Here is a 20,053-nt window from a genome sequence, read left to right as displayed (position 1 = left end):
GCCCTGATGGCAAGCGGGTTAACCTTTGTAGATCAACAGGTCGGCAACGGTGTCCCGCCACGCCGCCTCGTCGTGCCGGGCCATGGTATCGAGATCGCCGGGCAGCGCCGCCCGGTCATCAACCCATTCGCGCAAGGCGGGGCCGCCGTTGATGACGTCGATCGCAAGGCGGTCGAGTTCGTATTCGTAGGGGAAATCGCGCCAGATCGGGTAGTCGGGATAAAGGTTGCGGATCGCCTTGAACGCCAGTGCCTGCAGCCGCCAGGGCCGAAACGCGGCGTGATCGTAGAACGGACCCTCGGCGTGGATCATCAGTGCGTTGCACAGCGTCTTCTGTTGCTTGTGAAACGTCGGTTCGAACCAGCATTCGCGCAGGGCGCAGCCGGCGAGCCAGTCCGGCGCGAGGCGCTCCATCTCCGCCAGCACGCGCTTCGCATCGACATCGGGCGCGCCGAAGAGCACTTCGAGTGGTCGCGTCGTGCCGCGTCCTTCCGAAAGCGTGGTACCTTCCAGCATGACCGTGCCGGCATAGGCGCGCGCCATGTTGAGACTGGCCGCATTCGGGCTGGGATTGATCCAAATCCGGCTTTCCGGCCATCCGAAACCCGGCGCGCTGTCCGGTTGCCAGCCTTCCATCGCGATCACCCGGTAGTCCACGTCGAGCCCGTAATGACGCACGAACCAGAGCCCCATCTCGCCGAGCGTCAGCCCGTGGCGCATTGGCATCGGCCCGGCGCCGACGAAACTTTCCTGTCCAGGAAGCAGCGCGGTGCCTTCGACCGGGCGTCCCGCCGGATTGGGACGATCTAGCACCCAGACGCTCTTGCCCTGCCCTGCCGCGGCTTCGAGCAGATAGAGCAGCGTGGTCACGAAGGTGTAGATGCGGCAGCCCAGATCCTGCAGGTCGAACAGGAACACGTCCGCGGTATCCATCATCGCCGCTGTCGGGCGCCGCACTTCCCCGTAGAGACTGAAGACGGGAATTCCGTAGACCGGATCGGTCTCGTCCGCCGTCTCGACCATGTTGTCCTGCTTGTCGCCCTTGAGCCCGTGCTGCGGGCCGAAAGCGGACGTCACGTCGACACCCGCCGCGATCAGCGCGTCGAGCGAGTGGACGAGTTCCTCGGTAACAGAGGCTGGATGCGCGATGAGAGCGACACGCTTGCCTTCAAGAGGCTTGCGCAGGGCGGGGTCCGCCAGGAGGCGGTCGATACCGAATTTCATGGGGCTCCGGGTGCCGCAACCTCTTCCAGGAAGCAAGCCGGATCGTGGAAATCGGGGGCATCGCCGGTGTGGGAAAGCGCCCAATAGCTCTTCACGCCGCCCTCTTCCTCGATCACGGCGGCAATACCGCATTTCCAGGGCGTCTGCGGCAATCCGGCGGCGGGAATGGCGGCATCGAAGATCGCCATGTCGGTGCCGAGACGCATGGTGCATTCCGGCTCGCGTGGCATCGGCCGTTCGTGCATGCCTTCGCGGCGAGCCGAAAAATCGTAGACGTTCCAGCGTTCGGACGGAGAGAGATTGATCTCGGTATAGGCCGGACTGCCGGGTTGGTGCAGGAAGAGTTCGAAGCAGGTCGTCTGCCACAGCCCCTCGGCACGCCCCTTCCCCGCGAAGGACGGTACGACCAGCTTGCCCGAGCCCATGATCTTCCAGCGTGCCCGCAGCCAGTTGGCGTCGAAGCCGATGATCCGGAATTCCATGGTGCGGACGAGTGCGGGCGGATGAGCGGGGTGACTGGTCAGTTCGGCCATGACCTGACGCTATATGCCCGGCGATGGTACCGGCAATGCGGATTCGTCCGGATGCCATGCGCGAAGCGACCAATGGTTGATGGCCGTTGCGTGGCGGACACAGCTCTGGCTTTGTTTCGCGCCCGCAGCGTGCTAGGCGCGCCGCTCCCGACCAAGCCGAAAAAGATCCATGACCTACACTTCATCCCTGCTCCGCCTGCTCGACGAACGCGGCTACATCCACCAGATGACCGATGCCGAGGGCCTCGATGCCCTTGCTGCCAAGCAGATCGTGCCGGGATATGTGGGCTTCGACGCGACTGCGCCTTCGCTGCATGTGGGCAATCTCGTCTCGATCATGCTCCTGCGCCGCCTGCAGCAGGCCGGGCACAAGCCCGTCGTCCTGATGGGCGGCGGCACGACGCGCATCGGCGACCCGACCGGCAAGGACGAGGTCCGCAAGATGCTGACGGACGAAGCGATCGAGTCCAACATTGCCTCGATCCGCACCGCCTTCGAACGCTTCCTGACGTTCGGCGATGGCCCGACCGACGCGGTAATGGTCAACAATCACGACTGGCTGGGCAAGCTCGGCTACATCGAGATGCTGCAGAAGGTCGGCACGCACTTCACGGTCAACCGCATGCTGAGCTTCGACTCGGTCAAGCTGCGGCTCGAGCGCGAGCAGCCGATGACCTTCCTCGAATTCAACTACATGATCCTGCAGGGCTACGATTTCCGCCACTTGTGCGACACGCGCGGCGTGCGCCTGCAGATGGGCGGCTCGGACCAGTGGGGCAACATCGTCAACGGCGTCGAACTGACCCGGCGCATGGATGCCACCGAGGTCTTCGGGCTGACCACGCCGCTGATCACCAAGGCGGATGGCACCAAGATGGGCAAGTCGGTCTCAGGCGCGGTCTGGCTCAACGAGACATCGCTGCCCTCGTATGACTACTGGCAGTTCTGGCGCAATTGCGACGACCGCGACGTAGGCCGTTTCATGCGCCTGTTCACCGACCTGCCGCTCGACGAGATCGCCCGGCTCGAGGCCCTCGAAGGCGGTGAGATCAACGACGCCAAGGTCATTCTGGCCAACGAAGCGACCAGCCTGTGCCGGGGGGCGGAGGCGGCTGCGGCTGCCGAAGCGACCGCGCGGGAAACCTTTGCCGGCGGCGGGCTTGGCGAGGACCTTCCTACCGTCGAGGTCGGCAGCGAAGGCATTCGCCTTGGCGCGGCGTGTACGGCACTCGGCTTCACGGGGTCCAACGGCGAGGCCAAGCGCAAGATCGCGGAAGGCGCGGTAAAGCTGGACGATCAGACGATGGATGATCCCGGACTGCTGATCGCGATTCCGGCCGGGGACTCGCGCAAATTGAGCCTCGGCAAGAAAAAGCACGGCATCCTCAAGGGCATTTGACCGGCAAAAAGGCACCGTTGGTCCGGCACGAAACTGCCGGATTTACTGAATGTTTGCGATTTCAGCGCATTGTCCCCTCTCTAAGGTCACCAACAGAGGCAATGACAATGAGTGCAGGGGCGCAGCTTTCTGTGACTGACAAACGTCGGGCGGCCCGCCATCCGGTGGACTATTCGGTTATCGCCGAGCATCGTCAGCTGGGCGACGTGACGCTGCAGATTGTCAACATCTCCGCGCAGGGATTCATGGTCAAGGGCGATCTCGGCCTCGACCGTGGCGAGCGGCTTGTCATGCGCCTTCCCGTCGTGGGGCGGATCGAAGCGCACATGATCTGGTCGCACGACGACCGTTCCGGCTTCCAGTTCGAGCGCATTATCCGCGTCGACGACTTCCTGAGGCTGGTCGACACCCTTCAGCCCAATCCGCGTCTTCGTCCCCGCCGCTGATCCGGAAGCCGGCTTCCCTGGCACCGACAGTGTCCCGCCGCAGGGACACCTTTTGCCGGCTATTTCAGCAGGCTGTGCTTTTGTATGCAGACCGTTTCAAATCTGTGTTGATATAATATATCATTACTTCTAGGACGGCGGCATGCAAATACGCTCCCCCCGAATCGCCGTGCTGGCCTGTGCCAGTGTGATCTCCATCTGTGCCGCTTCAGCGATCCCGCAAAGCGCTTTCGCCGAGACTTCTGCGGACGCCGACAACGGCCCGCACCAGCCAGCGCATGCGCCGGCCGATGAAGGTGGCGGTGACATCGTTGTCGTCGGTCATCCGCCCACGGACTACGGCTTGCTGGCCGCAACGGCGAATATTTCCGGCGATACGCTTGTCAGCCAGGCGAGATCGCAGATCGGCGAAATCCTCAACTCGTTGCCCGGGGTTTCCTCCACCAGCTTTTCACCCGGCGCCTCGCGCCCTGTCTTGCGCGGTTTCAGCGGAGACCGGGTGAGTGTCCTTACCGACGGTATCGGTTCGCTCGACGCCTCCAACGTGTCGGTGGACCATGCCGTGGTGTTCGATGCCCTCACCGTGGATCACATCGACGTGTTCCACGGCCCATCGGTCCTGCTCTTTGGCGGCAACGCAATCGGCGGCGCCGTGAACGCGATAGACAAGCGCATTCCGCGGCAGGTTCCGGACCGGATCACCGCAACCGGCATCGGCAGCTACGGCTCGGCCGCCGATGAACGTGCTCTCAGCGGCGCGGTCGACGTTCCCCTTGGCGAGCGGTTCGTCGCCCATGTCGACGGGTCCTGGCGCAAGAGTGACGATCTTCGCGTTGGCGGGCACGTCTATTCCAAGGACCTGCGGGCCGACATGCTTCATGCCGCCGAGCACCTGGCGGAAGACGGCGAGAACGAAGAAGCTGCGGAACTGGTCGACGAAGCCGGACGCACCGGCCGCGTGCCCAATTCCGCTGCCCGCACGTCGACAATCGGCGCCGGCCTGGCTTTTATCGATGCGGGCGGCAGCCTCGGGATCTCTTACCAGCACTACAACACCCGCTACGGCGTGCCGGACCGGCCCGCCACCGATCACGGCCATGAAGCCGATCCGGCCGAAGAAGGCCATGATCACGGGGCGGAACCTGTCACCATCGGCCTGGTTCAGGATCGCTTCGATCTTCGCGGCGAATTGGCTCTGGGCGGGTTCTTCGATCGCTTCCAGGTTCGTGGTGCCTACGCCGACTATCGCCACACCGAATACGAAGGCGATGAGGTCGGAACCGTCTTCGAAGGTCAGGGCATCGAAATGCGTACCGATCTCGTCCAGGCAGACCGGAATGGCTGGCGCGGACGCAGCGGCGTGCAGTATCTCTGGCGCACTCTCACGGTGACAGGCCCCGAGGCCATCGTTCCCGATTACGAGATCGAGCGCATCGGGCTCTTCACGTTGCAGTCGGTCGACCTGGGCGGCGGTTTCACGCTCGATGGATCGGGGCGCTACGACACTTCGAAGCTGTCCTCTCGGGGCACTGCGTTCTCCAAGACGTTCGACCTGTGGTCCGGCGCGGCGGGCGCTTCCTGGAAGTCGGGCGACGGTCTCGGCCTCGGCGTGAATTTCGTGCACGGCGAGCGAGCGCCGTCCCCCGAGGAACTGTTGAGCGACGGCATTCACGTTGCCACGCAGTCCTACGAGATAGGCGACCGCACGCTGGGCGTCGAAAAGAGCAACAGCTTCGAGGCCTACGCTCGCTATCAGACCCCCGATTTCAATCTCTCGGTGACCGGCTATCTCACCAAGTTCAACAACTACATCGCGCCGCTCGCCACCGGCGCCCAAATGGACGGGCAACCGGTCTATCAGTACACCGGCGTCGACGCGACGTTCAAAGGCTTCGAGGCTTCGGGCAACGTTGATGCCTACTCCTGGTCCGGCGGAAAGGTGCAACTCGATGCCTCGGCGGACTTCACCCATGCCCAGTTGAAGGCGCTCGGCCCGGTGCCGCGTATTCCCCCGCTGCGGATTCGCGGTGGTGGAGACGTTGTCATGGGCGATGTTCGCCTGCGCGCGGAAGCCGAATGGAACGCCAAGCAGGACCGTGTCGGCGACTACGAATATCCGACCGGCAGCTTCACTGTCGTCAACCTGAGCGCGGACTGGCACCCGATGGGCGTGGACGGTCCGGTCACCTTGCTGCTGTCGGCCAACAACCTTTTCGACGTCGTCGGCCGCCGTTCGGCGTCCTTCACCCGGGACTTCGTCCCCATCTCGGGGCGCGATCTCAGGATCACCGCAAAGTTCACCTACTGACGATAAAATACTGGATCACTTGGCAAGAGCGGGAGGTGCTGCCATCGAGCGTTGCGTGAATGCTCCCACCTCCCCCTTGCAGATCGCCAACTACCGCAAGTTCTGGCTGGCGCGCTTCAGCGCCACGCTGGCGTCGACGGGCATGGTCGTCATCATCGGCTACCAGCTCTACGACGTGGCCCGGGCCGAATACGGCATGTCGATCACCCAGGCCTCCTTCCAGCTGGGCCTGCTCGGCTTCGCCCAGTTCCTGCCGGTGTTTCTGCTCACACCGATAGCGGGCGTAGTCGCCGATCGCATGGATCGGCGCAAAGTCGCCGGTCTCGCCGCCCTGCTCGATGTCTGCGTGGCCCTGGGGCTTGGCCTGACGACACATCTGCAAGTGCGCAGCCTTCCGGTGCTGTTCAGCTTTGCCGTGCTTCATGGCGTGGTGCGCGTGTTCATCGGTCCGGCCATGAGCGCGATCGCGCCCAACGTGGTGCCATCCAGTCTGATTCCACGCGCCATCGCCTTCAATTCGATCGCGATGCAGGCCGGCATGATCATCGGTCCGGCTGCCTACGGCTTTCTTTTCGCTGCCGATCGCGCCCTGCCCTACTGGACGACCGGGGTGATACAGGTCATTGCGGCGCTGTCGATCCTGGCCATCTCTAACCTGCCGACACTGCACCGCGATGCACGCAAGGCCCATCCCGTGCGGCAAATCATCGACGGCTTTCGTTTCATCTGGCGCGAACGCTTCCTGCTCGGCTGCATCTCGCTGGACCTGTTCGCGGTGCTGCTGGGTGGCGCGACCGCGCTGATGCCGGTCTTCGCGCGAGACATTCTCCACGTGGGCCCCGAAGGCCTCGGCCAGATGCGCGCCGCAGCCGCAGCCGGTGCCGCAGGGGTTGCGCTGTGGCTCTCGTTCCGGCCGCTGGCCAGCAACGTCGGCGTGAAGATGCTTCTGGCCGTGGGCGCGTTTGGCGTGATGACCGTGGGTTTCGGTCTGTCGCGCCTGTTCCCGCTGTCGTTGGGGTTCCTGGCGCTGCTGGGCGCAGCCGACATGATTTCCGTCTTCATCCGCAACTCGCTTGTACAGTTGCGGACGCCTGATGAAGTTCGCGGCAGGGTTTCGGCCATTTCGGGCCTTGCCGTTTCCGCATCCAACGAACTGGGCGAAATGCAGTCCGGCGTCGCAGCGGCTTTACTGGGGGCAACCGGAGCGGTTGTTTTCGGCGGTAGCGGTGCCATAGTCGTTACATTGATCTGGGCCTGGCTGTTCCCCGAAATACGCCGCGCCCGCAAATTCGAAGCATCCTGGGAGCAAGAGCGATGAAGGCAGACAGCATTCTCGATACCATCGGTGGTACTCCGCATATCCGTCTCGCACGTCTGTTTCCCGACCACGAAGTCTGGGTGAAGGCGGAGCGCGCCAATCCGGGCGGTTCGATCAAGGACAGAATCGGGCTTGCCATGATCGAGGCGGCGGAAGCCGACGGCAGCCTGAAACCGGGTGGTACGATCATCGAGCCGACTTCGGGCAACACCGGTATCGGCCTTGCCATGGCCGCCGCGGTCAAGGGCTACAAGCTGATCCTCGTCATGCCCGAATCGATGTCGATCGAACGGCGCAGACTGATGCTCGCCTATGGCGCCGCATTCGATCTCACACCGCGTGAAAAGGGCATGAAAGGCGCTATCGACCGGGCCAAGGAACTGATCGAAGCGACGCCCAATTCATGGATGCCGCAACAGTTCGACAACCCTGCCAACGTGGCCATTCACATGAACACCACCGCGCAGGAGATCCTGACCGATTTTGCGGAGTCTCCCGTCGACGTACTGATTTCAGGCGTTGGCACCGGCGGGCACCTCACCGGCTGTGCCGAAGCGCTCAAGAAGAGCTGGCCGGACATGAAGGCCTATGCGGTGGAACCCACGCTTTCTCCGGTGATTTCCGGGGGGCAGCCCGGCCCGCACCCGATCCAGGGCATCGGCGCCGGCTTCATTCCCACCAACCTTCACACGCAGTCGATCGACGGCGCGATCCAGGTCGACCCTGCCGATGCCAAGGAAATGGCGCGTCAGTGCGCGACCAGGGAAGGCATGCTGGTGGGCATCAGCTCGGGCGCGACGCTGGCAGCGATCGCCCAGAAGCTCAAGGAACTGCCCGCAGGCACCCGTGTACTGGGTTTCAATTACGATACCGGGGAGCGGTATCTTTCCGTGCCCGATTTCCTGCCGGAATGACGGCGCTCGAACCCGTCGCATACACCCACGCGGACCGGGACCTGACGGGGTGGCTGGCCCACCCCTCGGGAACCCCGCGCGCGGCGGTGATCGTGTTTCCAACGATCGTGAACGTCAATGCGCCGGTTGAAAGGCGTGCGCGGATGCTGGCGGAACAGGGCTACCTCGCCATGATCGCCGATTTCTACGGCGAGCCGGTGGAGACATTCGAAGCCTCGCTGCCGCTCGCGGAAGCACTGCGCGCGGATGTTTCGCATTACCGAGCCCGGCTTGCATCCGCGATGGCGGCGTTGCGGTCTGTGCCCGGGGCGGAAAAACTGCCGATGCTGGCCATCGGCTATTGCATGGGCGGACAAGCCGCACTCGAAGCCGCGCGTGACGGGCAGGACCTGCTGGCTGCCGTCAGTTTCCACGGCATCCTGTCGACGGACGGCCCGGCTCAGTCCGACGTAATCAAGAGCCGGCTACTCGTCTGTCACGGCGATGCCGATCCGCTCGTACCGCGCAAGCAGGTCATGGCCTTCTGGGAGGAAATGGACCGCGCGGGTGCCGATTGGCATTTCCATTCCTACAGCAAGGTGCGCCACGGCTTTACCGACCCGGGCAGCGATGCGCGCGGGGTGGATGCCGTCAAGTACGATGCCAGCGCCGATCGCCAGTCCTGGACGGCGATGCTCAGCCTGTTCGACGAGGTGCTTGGCTGATCGCCGGCCTCTGGCCGGCTGTTTCATCAGATCGCGCAGGCCTGCCGACGGACACCGGAAATGGACCGGCCGCGCGACAACCAGGTGCGCGACCGGTCCGAAAGTTCGCATTCACAGAGCTCTCAGCAACCGCCGGATCCATTTCCCTTGTTGCCCCAGCCAAAGTGATTGCCGCGCGTCCAGCCATAGTGCTCGCCCCGGTCCGGCTTGTCGGTACCGTATCCGTGGCCGTTGCCGTGTTCCGACCGGCCCGGCGGCTCGTCATAGCTGCCATGCGCGGCCCGCCCGAGGTCGGATGCCGAAAAATGCCCCATGGAAGAGCCGGCCTTTGTTCCGGCCTGGGCGGCAGCGGGTGTCAGCGCAATTGCGGCGCCCGCGCTCGCGCAAAGCATTATTCGCTTGATCATAAGCTTTCTCCTTGACGTAGGTGCGACTAATCGTGGCCCGTCAGGACCTTCTCCCGGCAAGTCGTTCGGCCTGTCGGCCGTCTCTTGTTGTTTGGTTTTAGGGGCACACGCCGCCGTGACGTCCGAAAGACGCTCAAAAAAGGCAGGCAGATTACATTTTGATCTAAATAGGAGATCTCAATGTAATAATCGTAACCCACAAATATAATTGTTATGTAACGCGTATCAACGCTCTGGCGCTTGATTTCTTGGGCAGTTGGCGGAAGCTGCCCTCGAAATCATGCTGCAAACAATTACAGATTCGCGATCGCCTTTCTATACAAAATCGATAGGCGGCGTGATTTTGTGGGTTAACCTGAAATAAAGTATAATTTGGTCGCTGAAAAGCGGCGTTTTGTAGTATTAACTGCGCGTAAACCTTTTTCGGCGCCGTCGTTACGGCGCGATTTTCACCAGCGAATCGCCGTCAAGGCTGCGGTAGAAGCAACTGCGAGCCCCGGTGTGGCAGGCGGGCCCTTCCGGCCTCACCATCAACTGCAAAGCATCCTGATCGCAATCGACCAGGATTTGCTCGACCCGCAGAAAATGCCCGGAGGTTTCCCCCTTCAGCCAGAGCTTGCCGCGCGAGCGGGAGTGGAAGTGTGCAAGGCCCGTCTCGCGGGTCTTCTGCAAGGCCTCGGCATCCATGAAGGCAACCATCAGGATGTCTTTCGTGACCGAATCGACCGCGATCGCGATGAGCAGACCCTGGGCATCGAAGCGCGGCATGAAGGTGGTTCCAAGTTCACGCTCGGCGGTGGACGCATCAGTCATTCCAGAGATTTCCTCAATTAGGATTTCAAAATTTTAATGTTGCACGATAACCACAGCTGAGGAGCAAAATCCACGCATTGGCGTGATTTCCCTTTTCAACAACCCGGTTTCGGTGGAACGTGTCCTTGCAGCTGGGGGGCTGCTTCTGACCTACAGGTCGCTGACATACAAGCGCCATGGTTCGGGGATTTTCGGTCGGTGTCGGTTTTGCCACCCGATCGAGCAGATGAGGGATCGGGCCAGACGACAGCCAGGGGGTCGTCGAACTGCTTGCAGGGTCCAGGAGTTTCGTCACGAGGACGCCCGGAACCGAAATGGTTCCGGGCGTTTTCGTTTCAGGGACCATCCAATGCCTCGTCCAGAACGCGCGCGAAGCAAGCAACGATCACTTTTCCGGCACCGGCCCGTTTCAGGGCCGACACGCAGGCGTTGCTGGTAGCGCCGCTCGTCAATACGTCGTCGACGAGGATGACGGATGCGCCCCTCAGCATGGCCGCACGGCCCGGTCGGACCTTGATCGCGCCGGAAAGCATGCGTTTGCGCGCCTTCTTGCCCAGTCCTCCAAGCGATGGCGTGGCCTTGCCGCGTGCGAGCGCATCGACAGCGAGGCGCGCGCCCGTACGACGTGCGATATGGCGGCCCAGCTCGGCGGCCTGATTGAACCCGCGCTTCCATATCCGCCAGCGGTGGAGCGGCACCGGCACGATCAGCCAGTCCGCGTCGACGAATGCCAGCTTGGGCGTCATCAATCCCGCCATCATCGGCGCAAGCGAAATGCGATTGCCATGCTTGAGCGCGAGCACCAGCTTGCGGGACGCGTCGTTGTAGAGCGTGGCTGCCGCTATGCCGTTATGTCGGGGCGGCTCTCCGAGACAAGGCGCGCAAGTCGCACCTTCGGGAATGCCTTCGGCAAAGGGACGGCCGCATTTCACGCAAGCCGGTTCGCCGGGAATGACGAGGTCGCTCCAGCAGGCCGGGCACAAGCCGGTTTGCGCGCCGATGCCCTCACCGCAGAGCGGGCAACGCGGCGGAAAGACAAGGTCGACAAGCGGTGCCAGAGCCTTGGCGAGGGACATGCGGGCAATGCTATCGCAACCGCGGAGTGCGACAAGCGGTTGCAAGGATTTCATCGACGCGGCAGGGCGTCCCCATGGCTACCAAAGCACCCCCCCGTATTTTCTCCTCGCACCGTCGCCTTGCGGTCCGTCGCCGCATGCTGGCACTGCAGGCTTTGCCGGATGCCCCCCGCTACCTGATCGACGACATGGTCGAGGACGTGCAGGAGCGCCTAGCCTTCCTGCGCTTCGAGCCGAAGACCGCGCTTGTGATCGGAGACTACAGCCATGCGCTTGCCCGGGCCCTGACAGCACAAGGCGTGGCCGTGACGGAAGTGGAACCGGCCGACGGCTTTGCCGAGGAACAGCCCTACCCGTTCGAAGGTTTCGATCTCATTGTCAGCCTTGGCTGCCTCGACACCGTCAACGACGTGCCGGGCGCTCTCGTCCATATCCGCAAGGCATTGGCGGCGGGCGGAATGATGATCGCGAGTTTCCCGTCGTCAGGCAGTCTGCCCGTGCTGCGCGACGTCATGCTGGCCGTCGACGGCGATCGCCCTTCCCCGCGTTTGCATCCTGCCATCGACGTGCGGGCGGGCGGGCAGTTGCTGCAACGCACGCTGTTCGCCGATCCGGTGATCGACCAGCGGCCACTGCAGGTCGCGTTCCGCAAGCTGGACCGCCTTGTCGGCGATTTGCGCGCGCAGGGCCTGAGCAATGTCCTTGCCGACCCTGGCCCGCATCTGGGCAAGGATGCTATCGCGCGGGCGCGCGATGCCTTTGCTGCCGCCGGTGAGGACGGCCGCACGGTTGAACGTTTCGAGATCCTCACGCTGTCGGGCTGGAAGCGCTGACTTCCAGCCCAGCAGGCGTTAGCCCAGCGCAGCCTGTGCCGCGGCCAGCCTGGCGATCGGCACGCGGTAGGGCGAGGCGCTGACGTAATCGAGGCCCACCTTCTCGCAGAAGGCGATCGAGGCTGGATCGCCGCCGTGTTCACCGCAGATACCGAGCTTGAGATCGGCATAAGTGGCCCGGCCGCGCTCGGCGCCCAGTTCCACGAGCTGGCCGACACCCTCGACATCGAGGCTGACGAACGGGTCGCGCGGATAGATGCCCTTTTCGACATAGGGGCTGAGGAAGCGCGCGGCATCGTCGCGGCTGACGCCCAGCGTCGTCTGCGTCAGGTCGTTGGTGCCGAACGAGAAGAACTTGGCTTCCTCGGCGATCTCGCCCGCCATCAGTGCGGCACGCGGCAGCTCGATCATGGTTCCGACCATGTATTCGAGCGTACGGCCCTTCTCGGCGAAGACCTTGGCTGCGGTATCGTCGACGACCTTCTTGAGGATCTGCAGTTCGCGCTTCGTGGCGACGAGCGGGATCATCACTTCGGGCACCGGCGCCTCGCCGCTGGCATCGGCCACATCGCACGCGGCCTCGAAAATGGCCCGCGCCTGCATCTCGTAGATCTCGGGGAACGTGATCCCGAGACGGCAACCGCGATGTCCGAGCATCGGGTTGAACTCATGCAGTTCACCGGCACGGCGCTTGAGCGTTTCCACGCCGATGCCGATGCTCTCGGAGAGTTCCGCGAATTCCTCGTCCGCATGGGGCAGGAACTCGTGCAGTGGCGGATCGAGCAGGCGGATGGTCACCGGCAGGCCCGCCATGACCTCGAAGATCGCCTGGAAATCGGCGCGCTGTTCGGGCAGCAGCTTTTCGAGCGCGGCACGACGGCCGGCCTCGTCCTCGGCGAGGATCATCTGGCGCACGGCCGAGATGCGGCCGGCCTCGAAGAACATGTGCTCGGTCCGGCACAGGCCGATGCCCTCTGCACCGAACTGGCGGGCCATCTTGCAGTCGGCGGGCGTTTCGGCGTTGGTGCGCACTTTCATGCGGCGGTGCTTGTCCGCCCAGGTCATGAGCGTGCCGAAGTCGCCGGCGAGTTCGGGCTCGATGGTCGGCACTTCGCCGGCCATGATGTCGCCGCTGGCGCCGTCGAGCGTGATGACATCGCCTTCCTTCAGCGAGCGGTTGCCCATCTTGAGCGTGCGGGTCTTCATGTCGATCGACAGGCTGGATGCGCCCGAGACGCAGGGACGGCCCATGCCGCGCGCCACCACGGCGGCGTGGCTGGTCATGCCGCCGCGTGCGGTGAGGATGCCCTTGGCCGCGTGCATGCCATGGATGTCTTCCGGCGACGTTTCGACGCGCACGAGGATCACCGCCTCGCCCATTTCCGCGCGCTTTTCGGCGGTGTCGGCATCGAGCACGATCGCACCCGAGGCCGCGCCCGGCGATGCCGGCAGGCCGCGGCCGAGAATGTCGCGCGGGGCCTTGGGATCAAGCGTGGGGTGCAGGAGCTGGTCGAGCGCCATGGGATCGACGCGCCGGATCGCGGCCTGTTCGTCGATCAGCCCTTCGCCGACCATGTCCACGGCCATCTTGAGCGCGGCCTTGGCGGTGCGCTTGCCCGAGCGGGTCTGCAGCATCCACAGCTTGCCCTGCTGCACCGTGAACTCGATGTCCTGCATGTCGCGGTAGTGCTTTTCGAGCAGTTCGAAGACCGCAGCCAGCTCGCCATAGGCATTGGGCATCGATTCTTCCATCGACAGCGCCGTCGCCCCGGCCTTTTCGCGCGCGGCCTTGGTCAGGTACTGCGGCGTGCGGATGCCGGCGACGACGTCCTCGCCCTGCGCATTGACCAGCCACTCGCCGTAATAGGCCTTTTCGCCGGTCGCCGGGTCGCGGGTGAAGGCAACGCCGGTGGCCGAAGTGTCGCCCATGTTGCCGAAGACCATGGCCTGCACGTTGACGGCCGTGCCCCAGTCGCCGGGAATGTCGTTGAGACGGCGGTAGACCTTGGCGCGGTCCGAATCCCAGGAATCGAACACAGCGCGGATCGCGCCCCAGAGCTGTTCGTTGACGTCCTGCGGGAACGGACGGCCCAGTTCGGTTTCGACGATGCCCTTGTACTGGGCCACGATCTTGCGCCAGTCGTCGGCCGAAAGCTCGACGTCGTTCATGTAGCCGTTGTCTTCCTTGGCGATCTCGAGCGCTTCCTCGAAGAGGTGGTGCTCAAGGCCGAGAACGACGTCGGAATACATCTGGACGAAGCGGCGGTAGCTGTCCCAGGCAAAGCGGTCGTCGCCCGAGACACTGGCCAGGCCCTCGACCGTCTCGTCGTTGAGGCCGAGATTGAGGACGGTGTCCATCATGCCCGGCATCGAGACGCGCGCGCCCGAGCGGACCGAGACCAGCAGCGGGTCCGCCGCGTTACCGAAGGTCTTGCCCACGGTCTTTTCGATGTGCGTCAGCGCTTCGGCGACATCGGCCCGGAGCGCATCGGAGAAGTCGCCGCCTTCGGCGAGGTACTTCACGCACTCTTCGGTCGTGATCGTGAAACCGGGAGGAACCGGCAGGCCGATCCCGGCCATCTCGGCAAGGTTCGAGCCCTTGCCGCCAGTGATCACCTTGTCCTTCGCGCGCGGATCGTCGTGTTGGACGCCACCACCGAACGTATAGACCTGCCTGATCATATTCCCCCTGGCTTTCCTGGTTTCTTCTGGAGATTGTCTCGTGGAACGTGAGGCGCTCACTAGCCCCCAATCCGCGAGAAGTCAGCAACATTGTGCACTGCAACACGAAAAGTATCAAGCAATGCGAAACGGGTATCGCGCTTGACCGGATCGGGGTCGTTTACCGTAACTTCGGCGAAGAAGGCATCTATCGGATTGCGCAGGGTGGCGAGTGCAGCCATTGCACCTGCGAAGTCTTCCTTCGCGACCGCGTCGGCGGCCTGCGGCGCGGCGCTGTCGAGCGCATCGATCAGGGCCTTTTCCGCCGCTTCGGGCGTGTAGGAAAGCGTTTTCTGCGCCTCGATCTCGGCCGCGTAGACATCGCGCATATCGGGATCGTCGACGTTTTCGAGCGGGTCCTCGTCGCCGGTACGCTCGATCACCGTGCCGGTGCTGGCCGGCACGCCCTTCCAATCCTCCTTCTTGAGGATATTGGCGGCGCGCTTGTAGCCGGCGAGAAGGTTGGTGCCGTCCTCGGTCTCGACGAAGGCCTGCAGCGCATGGACGCGGGCGAGCAGGCGGACCAGATCGTCCTCCCCGCCGAGCGCGAAGACCGCGTCGATCAGGTCGTGGCGAACGCCGGCTTCCTTCTGCTGGACCTTGAGGCGGTCGGCGAAGAAGGACGCAAGATTCAGCTCTACCTTGCCGAAAAAGATCTTTTCAAACTTGACCAGATCATCGCCACAAGAGGCAAGTAACACTCGTTCAAGACGAAACCGCAAACCATTCTGAAGGATGATCGAGATTACCGCCAGCGCAGCACGCCGGAGCGCAAAGGGATCTTTGGAACCAGTCGGTGGCATGTCCTCGGCAAAGAAATTCGCCAAAGTATCTAGTTTATCCGCCAGCGATACCGCTACCGTCACCGGCGCGGTCGGCACCTCATCGCCCTGCCCCACCGGCTTGTAATGATCGCGGATGGCATCAGCCACAGCATCAGGCAGGCCCTCGGCGCGGGCGTAGTAGCCGCCCATCAGGCCCTGCAGTTCGGGGAACTCGCCGACCATCTCGGTGACGAGATCGGCCTTGCACAAATGCGCGGCGAGTTCAGCCTGATCGGCCAATTCTTCCGTCGTCCCAGCGAAGGCTGGGACCGTTGGCGAGGTAGCGCGGTCGTTGCCAGCGCCCCCAGCCTTCGCTGGGGTGACGATCCCGGTTTCCACCAGCCACCTTGCCAACTTGGCCACGCGCTCGACCTTGTCGGCGACAGTGCCCAGCTTCTCGTGGAAGGTGATGCGACCCAGCTTTTCGGCGTGGACCGAAAGCGGCGTCTTCTTGTCCTGCTCCCAGAAGAAGCGCGCGTCGGACAGGCGGGCGGCGAGCACCTTGCGGTTGCCCGCGACAATCGCCTCGCCGCCATCGCTGGCGTCGATATTGGCGGTGCAGACGAAGGCATTGGCCAACTTGCCGTCCTGCTCGCACACGAAGTACTTCTGGTTCACGCGCGCGGTGAGCTGGATCACTTCGGGCGGCACTTCGAGGAAGGCCTCGTCGAAGCGGCCGAGCAGCGGCACCGGCCATTCGGTCAGGCCGGCGTTCTCGATCACCAGACCTTCGTCCTCGACCAGCGTCAGGCCGGCGGCGGCGGCAGCTTCGCGCGCCTTTTCGCGCACGATGTCCTGCCGTTCCTCGTGGTTCACCAGAACGTGGCAGGCGCGCAGCTTGTCGGCATAGTCGTGCGCGCTGCCGATGGTGATTTCATCGGGGTGGTGGAAGCGGTGGCCCTTCGTGGCGAAGCCCGAGGCAATGTCGCCCACTTCGCATTCGACGAGGTCTTCGCCCAGAATGGCGACAATGCCCGAAAGCGGGCGCACCCAGCGCAGCGACTCGGTGCTGATCGATGCCTTGCCCCAGCGCTGGGACTTGGGCCAGGGGAACGCGCGCACGATCGCCGGGATCGCCTCGGCCAGAACGTCCTTCACCGCCCGGCCCGGCTTTTCGACGACAGCGAAGTACGTGTCCTTGCCCTTGAGCTCGCGCACTTCGAGCTGGTCCCTGGTCAGGCCCGTCTTGCGCAGGAAGCCTTCAAGCGCCTGTTTGGGCGCGCTGGTGGCAGGGCCCTTGGTCTCCTCGCGGACCGCTTCGGTGCTATCCGGCAGGTCCTTGGCGATCAGGGCCAGACGACGCGGGGTGGACCACACGGTGACCGCGCCCAGCGCGACGCCGGCAGCGGCCATTTCCTTGCGGAACAGCTTTTCCAGATCGGCACGCGCGCCCGCCTGCATGCGGGCGGGAATTTCCTCGGAGCGCAGTTCGAGAAGAAAGTCGGTCATGTCAGTTGGCCCGTTCGCGGGTTGATAGGGAGGCGCCATCGTCCTTCGACAGGCTCTGGACGAGCGGAGTGAGGGTGAGAACGACTTCTCCTTCCCGCTCAGGCTGAGCTTGTTGAAGTCCCTTCGTGCCAAGCCTCATACGGTCCACCCGGGGAATTTGGCTTCCCACTGATCCTTGTTCTTTTCGATCCAGGCCTCGCACGAACCCTTGGCGAGATCGCGCACGCGGCCGATGTAGCTGGCGCGCTCCTGCACAGAGATGACGCCGCGCGCCTGCAGCAGGTTGAAGAGGTGCGAAGCCTCGATGGCCTGATCGTAAGCCGCCAGCGGGATCTTGGCATCGATGCAGCGCATGCATTCGGCCTCTGCCGCCTTGAAGCCGGCGAACAGCGAATCCGTGTCGGCAATCTCGAAGTTGTACTTCGACTGCTGCTGTTCGTTGGCGAGGAAGACATCGCCGTAGCTCACGCCTTCGTTGTTGAAGCGCAGGTCATAGACCCAGTCTACGCCCTGGATGTACATCGCGAGGCGTTCGAGGCCGTAGGTCAGCTCGCCCGCGACCGGCTTGCAGTCGAACCCGCCGACCTGCTGGAAGTACGTGAACTGCGTCACTTCCATGCCGTCGCACCAGACTTCCCAGCCCAGCCCCCAGGCGCCCAGCGTCGGGCTTTCCCAGTCGTCCTCGACGAAGCGGATGTCGTGCGCGAGCGGATCGATGCCGATCTCTGCCAGGCTGGCGAGGTAGAGTTCCTGCAGGTTCTCCGGGTTCGGCTTCAGGATCACCTGATACTGGTAATAGTGCTGGAGCCTGTTCGGGTTCTCGCCATAGCGACCGTCGGTCGGGCGGCGCGAGGGCTGCACGTAGGCGGCTTTCCAGGGCTCGGGGCCGAGCGCGCGCAGCGTCGTTGCCGGGTGGAAGGTACCCGCGCCCATGCGCATGTCGTAGGGCTGAAGGATCAGGCACCCTTGCGCGCTCCAGAAATTATGGAGCGTCAGGATCATGTCCTGGAAGCTGAGCGGCTCTTTGGCAGCGGTAGGCATGAAATTTCCATCAATTTCGCGGTTGCGCGGCCTTTGGCGGATCGGACGGGTCAAATCAACAGGCCATGCTGCCAGCAAGCGATCGAAAGCAGGATGCGGGCTTGCATTAAGGCGCTGTTTGGCCTTTGTCCCGCAAGGCAATGTCCATGACCCTACTCAAGACCTGGCTTCGCCCTGCCACTTGCGCGCTCGCGCTCGTCGGCGCCGTTCCCGCCCTCGCTGACGAGGCCGCTCCCGTCGCGACAGAGGCCCGCGCCCCGCAGCCTGCACGTCCCGCGCTCTGGAAGGTCGCGGATGACGACACGACGATCTGGCTGTTCGGCACGATCCACATCCTGCCCGAAGATGTCGCCTGGTACTCCGGTCCGGTTGCCGCTGCTTTCGATGCCTCCAGGGAACTCGTCACCGAAATTCCGATCGACAAGACGCAGGAGTCGCAGGGCATGATCGCGCAGAAGAGCCTGCGCGAGGATGGAAAGACCCTGCGCGAAACGCTTACCGACAAGGAACGCGCCGCATACGAGGCTGGCATGGGTTCCATCGGACTGCCGCCCCAGATGTTCGACAAGAACGATGCCTGGTTCGCGGCGCTGATGCTGACGCTGATCCCGCTCAAGGTCGCCGGCTACAATCTGGAAAGCGGCGTCGATACGCAGGTCAGCGCAAGGGCCAAGGCCCGGCACATGGAAAACGAGGCGCTGGAAACCGCCGAATACCAGATCTCGCTGTTCGACGGCCTGTCCGGGAAGACCCAGCGCCGGTATCTCGACCAGGTGGTCGAGGCCATGCCGACGGTGCAGTCCGATATTGGCAAGATGGTCGCCGCGTGGAAGGCGGGCAAGGCCGACGAGCTTGCCGATCTGCTCAACGAGGAAGAGGACGATCCGAAACTGCGCAAGGTCCTGCTCACCAACCGCAACAAGGCCTGGGCGAAGTGGCTCAGGAAGCGGCTCGATACTCCGGGCACCGTCTTCGTCGCGGTCGGCGCGGGACATCTGGCCGGCAAGGACAGCGTGCAGGATCAGCTCGAGCGGCGCGGCGTGAAATCGGTGCGCGTGCAGTAACTGCCGATGCGTTGCTGGGCCGCCCTGCTCTCGGCGCTTGCTCTGTTCGCATGTTCGCCGTCGCCGCAGCATGCGGACCCGGCACTCTGGAAGGTCGAGAGCCCGCAGGGGCAGGTCGGGTGGCTGTTCGGCACGATCCACAGTTCGCCCCGCCCGCTTGAATGGGAAACGCCCGCCGTGCACGATGCATTGCGCAGCGCGAACATGATCATGGTCGAAGTCGGTAATCTGGCGGATGAGGCCGAAGTCGGCGCCACTTTCGCGCGACTGGCGAAGAGCAGCGGGCAGCCCCCGCTATCGCAGCGCATTTCGTCCGAGGAGCGCCCTGCCCTGGCCGCGTTGCTCAAGCGAAGCGGATATGCTGACGGCGATTTCGCAGCAATGGACACCTGGGCTGCGGCCCTGACGCTGGCGCGTAACGGGGCCGGCAAGGAAGATGCCCGAAACGGCGTCGACCGTGCGGTGATCGCCAACGCCGACGGTCGGCCGGTGACCGAACTGGAAGGCGCGGTGCAGCAGCTCGGCCTGTTCGATTCCCTGCCCGAGCGCGAGCAGCGCGATCTGCTGGGCGCGGTGGTCAGGGAGGCGTCGGAGCCCGATCACGACCTCTCCGACAAATGGCGCACGGGCGACATGGCGGCGATCGAGGCGGAGACGCGCACCGGGCTGCTTGCGGATCCGGAGTTGCGCGAGGTACTCTTCACCGGGCGCAACCGGCGCTGGACGGCCAGCATCGCGGAAGCCATAGAGGCCCGGCGCAAGCCCTTCGTGGCCGTGGGCGCGGCCCATATGGCCGGTCCGGACGGCCTGCCGGCCATGCTTGCGCGGCAGGGCTTCACGGTGACCCGCGTCGAGTAGCCGGAAAGGGCTTTCGGCACTTGCTTTTCCGCAGCTTTGGCCTTAAGGGCGCGCCCTTCCCGTCATGGTCATCCCTGGAGGCGTGGCGGGCGGTGCGGGCCGATAGGCGGTCCGTTGCCGA

17 protein-coding genes are annotated in these 20,053 nt (G+C 63.9%); 9 read left to right on the top strand and 8 right to left on the bottom strand.

The genetic code is table 11. The features are described from left to right. Nucleotides 1-18 precede the first annotated feature (18 nt). Both NZK81_RS14565 and NZK81_RS14560 read right to left on the bottom strand, forming a co-directional pair. Nucleotides 19-1,224: an exo-beta-N-acetylmuramidase NamZ family protein gene (locus tag NZK81_RS14565; RefSeq protein WP_260046870.1), complete on the bottom strand. Its 1,206-nt coding sequence runs from the start codon at nt 1,222-1,224 to the stop codon at nt 19-21. Next, nucleotides 1,221-1,757, bottom strand: a complete 537-nt coding sequence (locus NZK81_RS14560; protein WP_260046869.1) for a DOMON-like domain-containing protein — start codon at nt 1,755-1,757, stop codon at nt 1,221-1,223. The genes NZK81_RS14565 and NZK81_RS14560 overlap by 4 nt, the downstream gene beginning before the upstream one ends. A 169-nt stretch (nt 1,758-1,926) precedes the next feature. Between NZK81_RS14560 and tyrS the strand changes: the two genes are divergently transcribed. From tyrS to NZK81_RS14530, 6 genes are all read left to right on the top strand, one after another. Continuing rightward, nucleotides 1,927-3,156 carry a tyrosine--tRNA ligase gene (tyrS, locus tag NZK81_RS14555; protein ID WP_260046868.1) on the top strand — a complete coding sequence of 410 codons (1,230 nt, stop codon included), beginning with the start codon at nt 1,927-1,929 and terminating at the stop codon, nt 3,154-3,156. Between the two features lie 107 nt (nt 3,157-3,263). Beyond that, nucleotides 3,264-3,602, top strand: a complete 339-nt coding sequence (locus NZK81_RS14550; protein ID WP_260046867.1) for a PilZ domain-containing protein — start codon at nt 3,264-3,266, stop codon at nt 3,600-3,602. Between the two features lie 142 nt (nt 3,603-3,744). Then, complete coding sequence (locus NZK81_RS14545) at nt 3,745-5,910, top strand: TonB-dependent receptor (protein ID WP_260046866.1); 2,166 nt, start codon at nt 3,745-3,747, stop codon at nt 5,908-5,910. Nucleotides 5,911-5,965: 55 nt separating this feature from the next. Beyond that, nucleotides 5,966-7,228: an MFS transporter gene (locus NZK81_RS14540; protein ID WP_260046865.1), complete on the top strand. Its 1,263-nt coding sequence runs from the start codon at nt 5,966-5,968 to the stop codon at nt 7,226-7,228. Further along, nucleotides 7,225-8,142 (top strand): cysteine synthase A, encoded by a 918-nt coding sequence (cysK, locus tag NZK81_RS14535; RefSeq protein ID WP_260046864.1) that lies wholly within the window; start codon nt 7,225-7,227, stop codon nt 8,140-8,142. The genes NZK81_RS14540 and cysK overlap by 4 nt, the downstream gene beginning before the upstream one ends. Beyond that, the gene (locus NZK81_RS14530; RefSeq protein ID WP_260046863.1) at nt 8,139-8,846 is read left to right on the top strand and encodes a dienelactone hydrolase family protein; all 708 of its coding nucleotides are present in this window, start codon (nt 8,139-8,141) and stop codon (nt 8,844-8,846) included. Before cysK ends, NZK81_RS14530 begins: the two co-directional genes overlap by 4 nt. A gap of 122 nt (nt 8,847-8,968) precedes the next feature. On the opposite strand, the gene NZK81_RS14525 is transcribed toward NZK81_RS14530, so the two are convergent. The 3 genes from NZK81_RS14525 to NZK81_RS14515 all read right to left on the bottom strand — a co-directional run bounded on the left by NZK81_RS14525 (nt 8,969) and on the right by NZK81_RS14515 (nt 11,142). Further along, complete coding sequence (locus NZK81_RS14525) at nt 8,969-9,253, bottom strand: hypothetical protein (protein WP_260046862.1); 285 nt, start codon at nt 9,251-9,253, stop codon at nt 8,969-8,971. A 435-nt stretch (nt 9,254-9,688) separates the two neighbouring features. Then, nucleotides 9,689-10,066, bottom strand: a complete 378-nt coding sequence (gene hisI / locus NZK81_RS14520) for a phosphoribosyl-AMP cyclohydrolase (protein ID WP_260046861.1) — start codon at nt 10,064-10,066, stop codon at nt 9,689-9,691. Nucleotides 10,067-10,401: 335 nt separating this feature from the next. Beyond that, entirely contained in the window at nt 10,402-11,142 is a 741-nt protein-coding gene (locus NZK81_RS14515; RefSeq protein ID WP_260046860.1) for a ComF family protein, read from the bottom strand. Nucleotides 11,143-11,216: 74 nt separating this feature from the next. Here NZK81_RS14515 and NZK81_RS14510 point away from each other — a divergent pair, with 74 nt between their 5' ends. Beyond that, entirely contained in the window at nt 11,217-11,975 is a 759-nt protein-coding gene (locus NZK81_RS14510; protein WP_260046859.1) for a methyltransferase domain-containing protein, read from the top strand. 18 nt (nt 11,976-11,993) lie between these two features. Here the strand turns inward: NZK81_RS14510 and ppdK are convergent, their stop codons facing one another. The 3 genes from ppdK to NZK81_RS14495 form a co-directional block, all read right to left on the bottom strand. Beyond that, nucleotides 11,994-14,657, bottom strand: a complete 2,664-nt coding sequence (ppdK, locus tag NZK81_RS14505) for a pyruvate, phosphate dikinase (protein WP_260046858.1) — start codon at nt 14,655-14,657, stop codon at nt 11,994-11,996. Between the two features lie 59 nt (nt 14,658-14,716). Next, nucleotides 14,717-16,969, bottom strand: a complete 2,253-nt coding sequence (gene glyS / locus NZK81_RS14500) for a glycine--tRNA ligase subunit beta (protein WP_260046857.1) — start codon at nt 16,967-16,969, stop codon at nt 14,717-14,719. A 135-nt stretch (nt 16,970-17,104) separates the two neighbouring features. Then, the gene (locus NZK81_RS14495) at nt 17,105-18,010 is read right to left on the bottom strand and encodes a glycine--tRNA ligase subunit alpha (RefSeq protein WP_260046856.1); all 906 of its coding nucleotides are present in this window, start codon (nt 18,008-18,010) and stop codon (nt 17,105-17,107) included. Between the two features lie 146 nt (nt 18,011-18,156). Between NZK81_RS14495 and NZK81_RS14490 the strand changes: the two genes are divergently transcribed. Both NZK81_RS14490 and NZK81_RS14485 read left to right on the top strand, forming a co-directional pair. Next, nucleotides 18,157-19,074 carry a TraB/GumN family protein gene (locus tag NZK81_RS14490; protein ID WP_260046855.1) on the top strand — a complete coding sequence of 306 codons (918 nt, stop codon included), beginning with the start codon at nt 18,157-18,159 and terminating at the stop codon, nt 19,072-19,074. A 6-nt stretch (nt 19,075-19,080) separates the two neighbouring features. Next, a complete protein-coding gene (locus NZK81_RS14485) occupies nt 19,081-19,932 on the top strand; it encodes a TraB/GumN family protein (RefSeq protein WP_260046854.1) in 852 nt (283 codons plus the stop codon). Nucleotides 19,933-20,053: the final 121 nt, after the last annotated feature.

This window comes from Novosphingobium mangrovisedimenti, assembly GCF_025153475.1.
In the GTDB taxonomy this organism is placed as follows: domain Bacteria; phylum Pseudomonadota; class Alphaproteobacteria; order Sphingomonadales; family Sphingomonadaceae; genus Novosphingobium; species Novosphingobium mangrovi_A.
Note: the sequence above shows the minus strand (reverse complement) of the source record. Positions and strands in the feature narration are given on the sequence as shown.

What these genes read in the sequence shown, in the direction of transcription:
- NZK81_RS14565 (WP_260046870.1), bottom strand. Translation starts at nt 1,224, where the DNA reads ATGAAATTCGGTATCGACCGCCTCCTGGCGGACCCCGCCCTGCGCAAG.
- NZK81_RS14560 (WP_260046869.1), bottom strand. Translation starts at nt 1,757, where the DNA reads ATGGCCGAACTGACCAGTCACCCCGCTCATCCGCCCGCACTCGTCCGC.
- tyrS (WP_260046868.1), top strand. Translation starts at nt 1,927, where the DNA reads ATGACCTACACTTCATCCCTGCTCCGCCTGCTCGACGAACGCGGCTAC.
- NZK81_RS14550 (WP_260046867.1), top strand. Translation starts at nt 3,264, where the DNA reads ATGAGTGCAGGGGCGCAGCTTTCTGTGACTGACAAACGTCGGGCGGCC.
- NZK81_RS14545 (WP_260046866.1), top strand. Translation starts at nt 3,745, where the DNA reads ATGCAAATACGCTCCCCCCGAATCGCCGTGCTGGCCTGTGCCAGTGTG.
- cysK (WP_260046864.1), top strand. Translation starts at nt 7,225, where the DNA reads ATGAAGGCAGACAGCATTCTCGATACCATCGGTGGTACTCCGCATATC.
- NZK81_RS14530 (WP_260046863.1), top strand. Translation starts at nt 8,139, where the DNA reads ATGACGGCGCTCGAACCCGTCGCATACACCCACGCGGACCGGGACCTG.
- NZK81_RS14525 (WP_260046862.1), bottom strand. Translation starts at nt 9,253, where the DNA reads ATGATCAAGCGAATAATGCTTTGCGCGAGCGCGGGCGCCGCAATTGCG.
- hisI (WP_260046861.1), bottom strand. Translation starts at nt 10,066, where the DNA reads ATGACTGATGCGTCCACCGCCGAGCGTGAACTTGGAACCACCTTCATG.
- NZK81_RS14515 (WP_260046860.1), bottom strand. Translation starts at nt 11,142, where the DNA reads ATGTCCCTCGCCAAGGCTCTGGCACCGCTTGTCGACCTTGTCTTTCCG.
- NZK81_RS14510 (WP_260046859.1), top strand. Translation starts at nt 11,217, where the DNA reads ATGGCTACCAAAGCACCCCCCCGTATTTTCTCCTCGCACCGTCGCCTT.
- ppdK (WP_260046858.1), bottom strand. Translation starts at nt 14,657, where the DNA reads ATGATCAGGCAGGTCTATACGTTCGGTGGTGGCGTCCAACACGACGAT.
- glyS (WP_260046857.1), bottom strand. Translation starts at nt 16,969, where the DNA reads ATGACCGACTTTCTTCTCGAACTGCGCTCCGAGGAAATTCCCGCCCGC.
- NZK81_RS14495 (WP_260046856.1), bottom strand. Translation starts at nt 18,010, where the DNA reads ATGCCTACCGCTGCCAAAGAGCCGCTCAGCTTCCAGGACATGATCCTG.
- NZK81_RS14490 (WP_260046855.1), top strand. Translation starts at nt 18,157, where the DNA reads ATGACCCTACTCAAGACCTGGCTTCGCCCTGCCACTTGCGCGCTCGCG.
- NZK81_RS14485 (WP_260046854.1), top strand. Translation starts at nt 19,081, where the DNA reads ATGCGTTGCTGGGCCGCCCTGCTCTCGGCGCTTGCTCTGTTCGCATGT.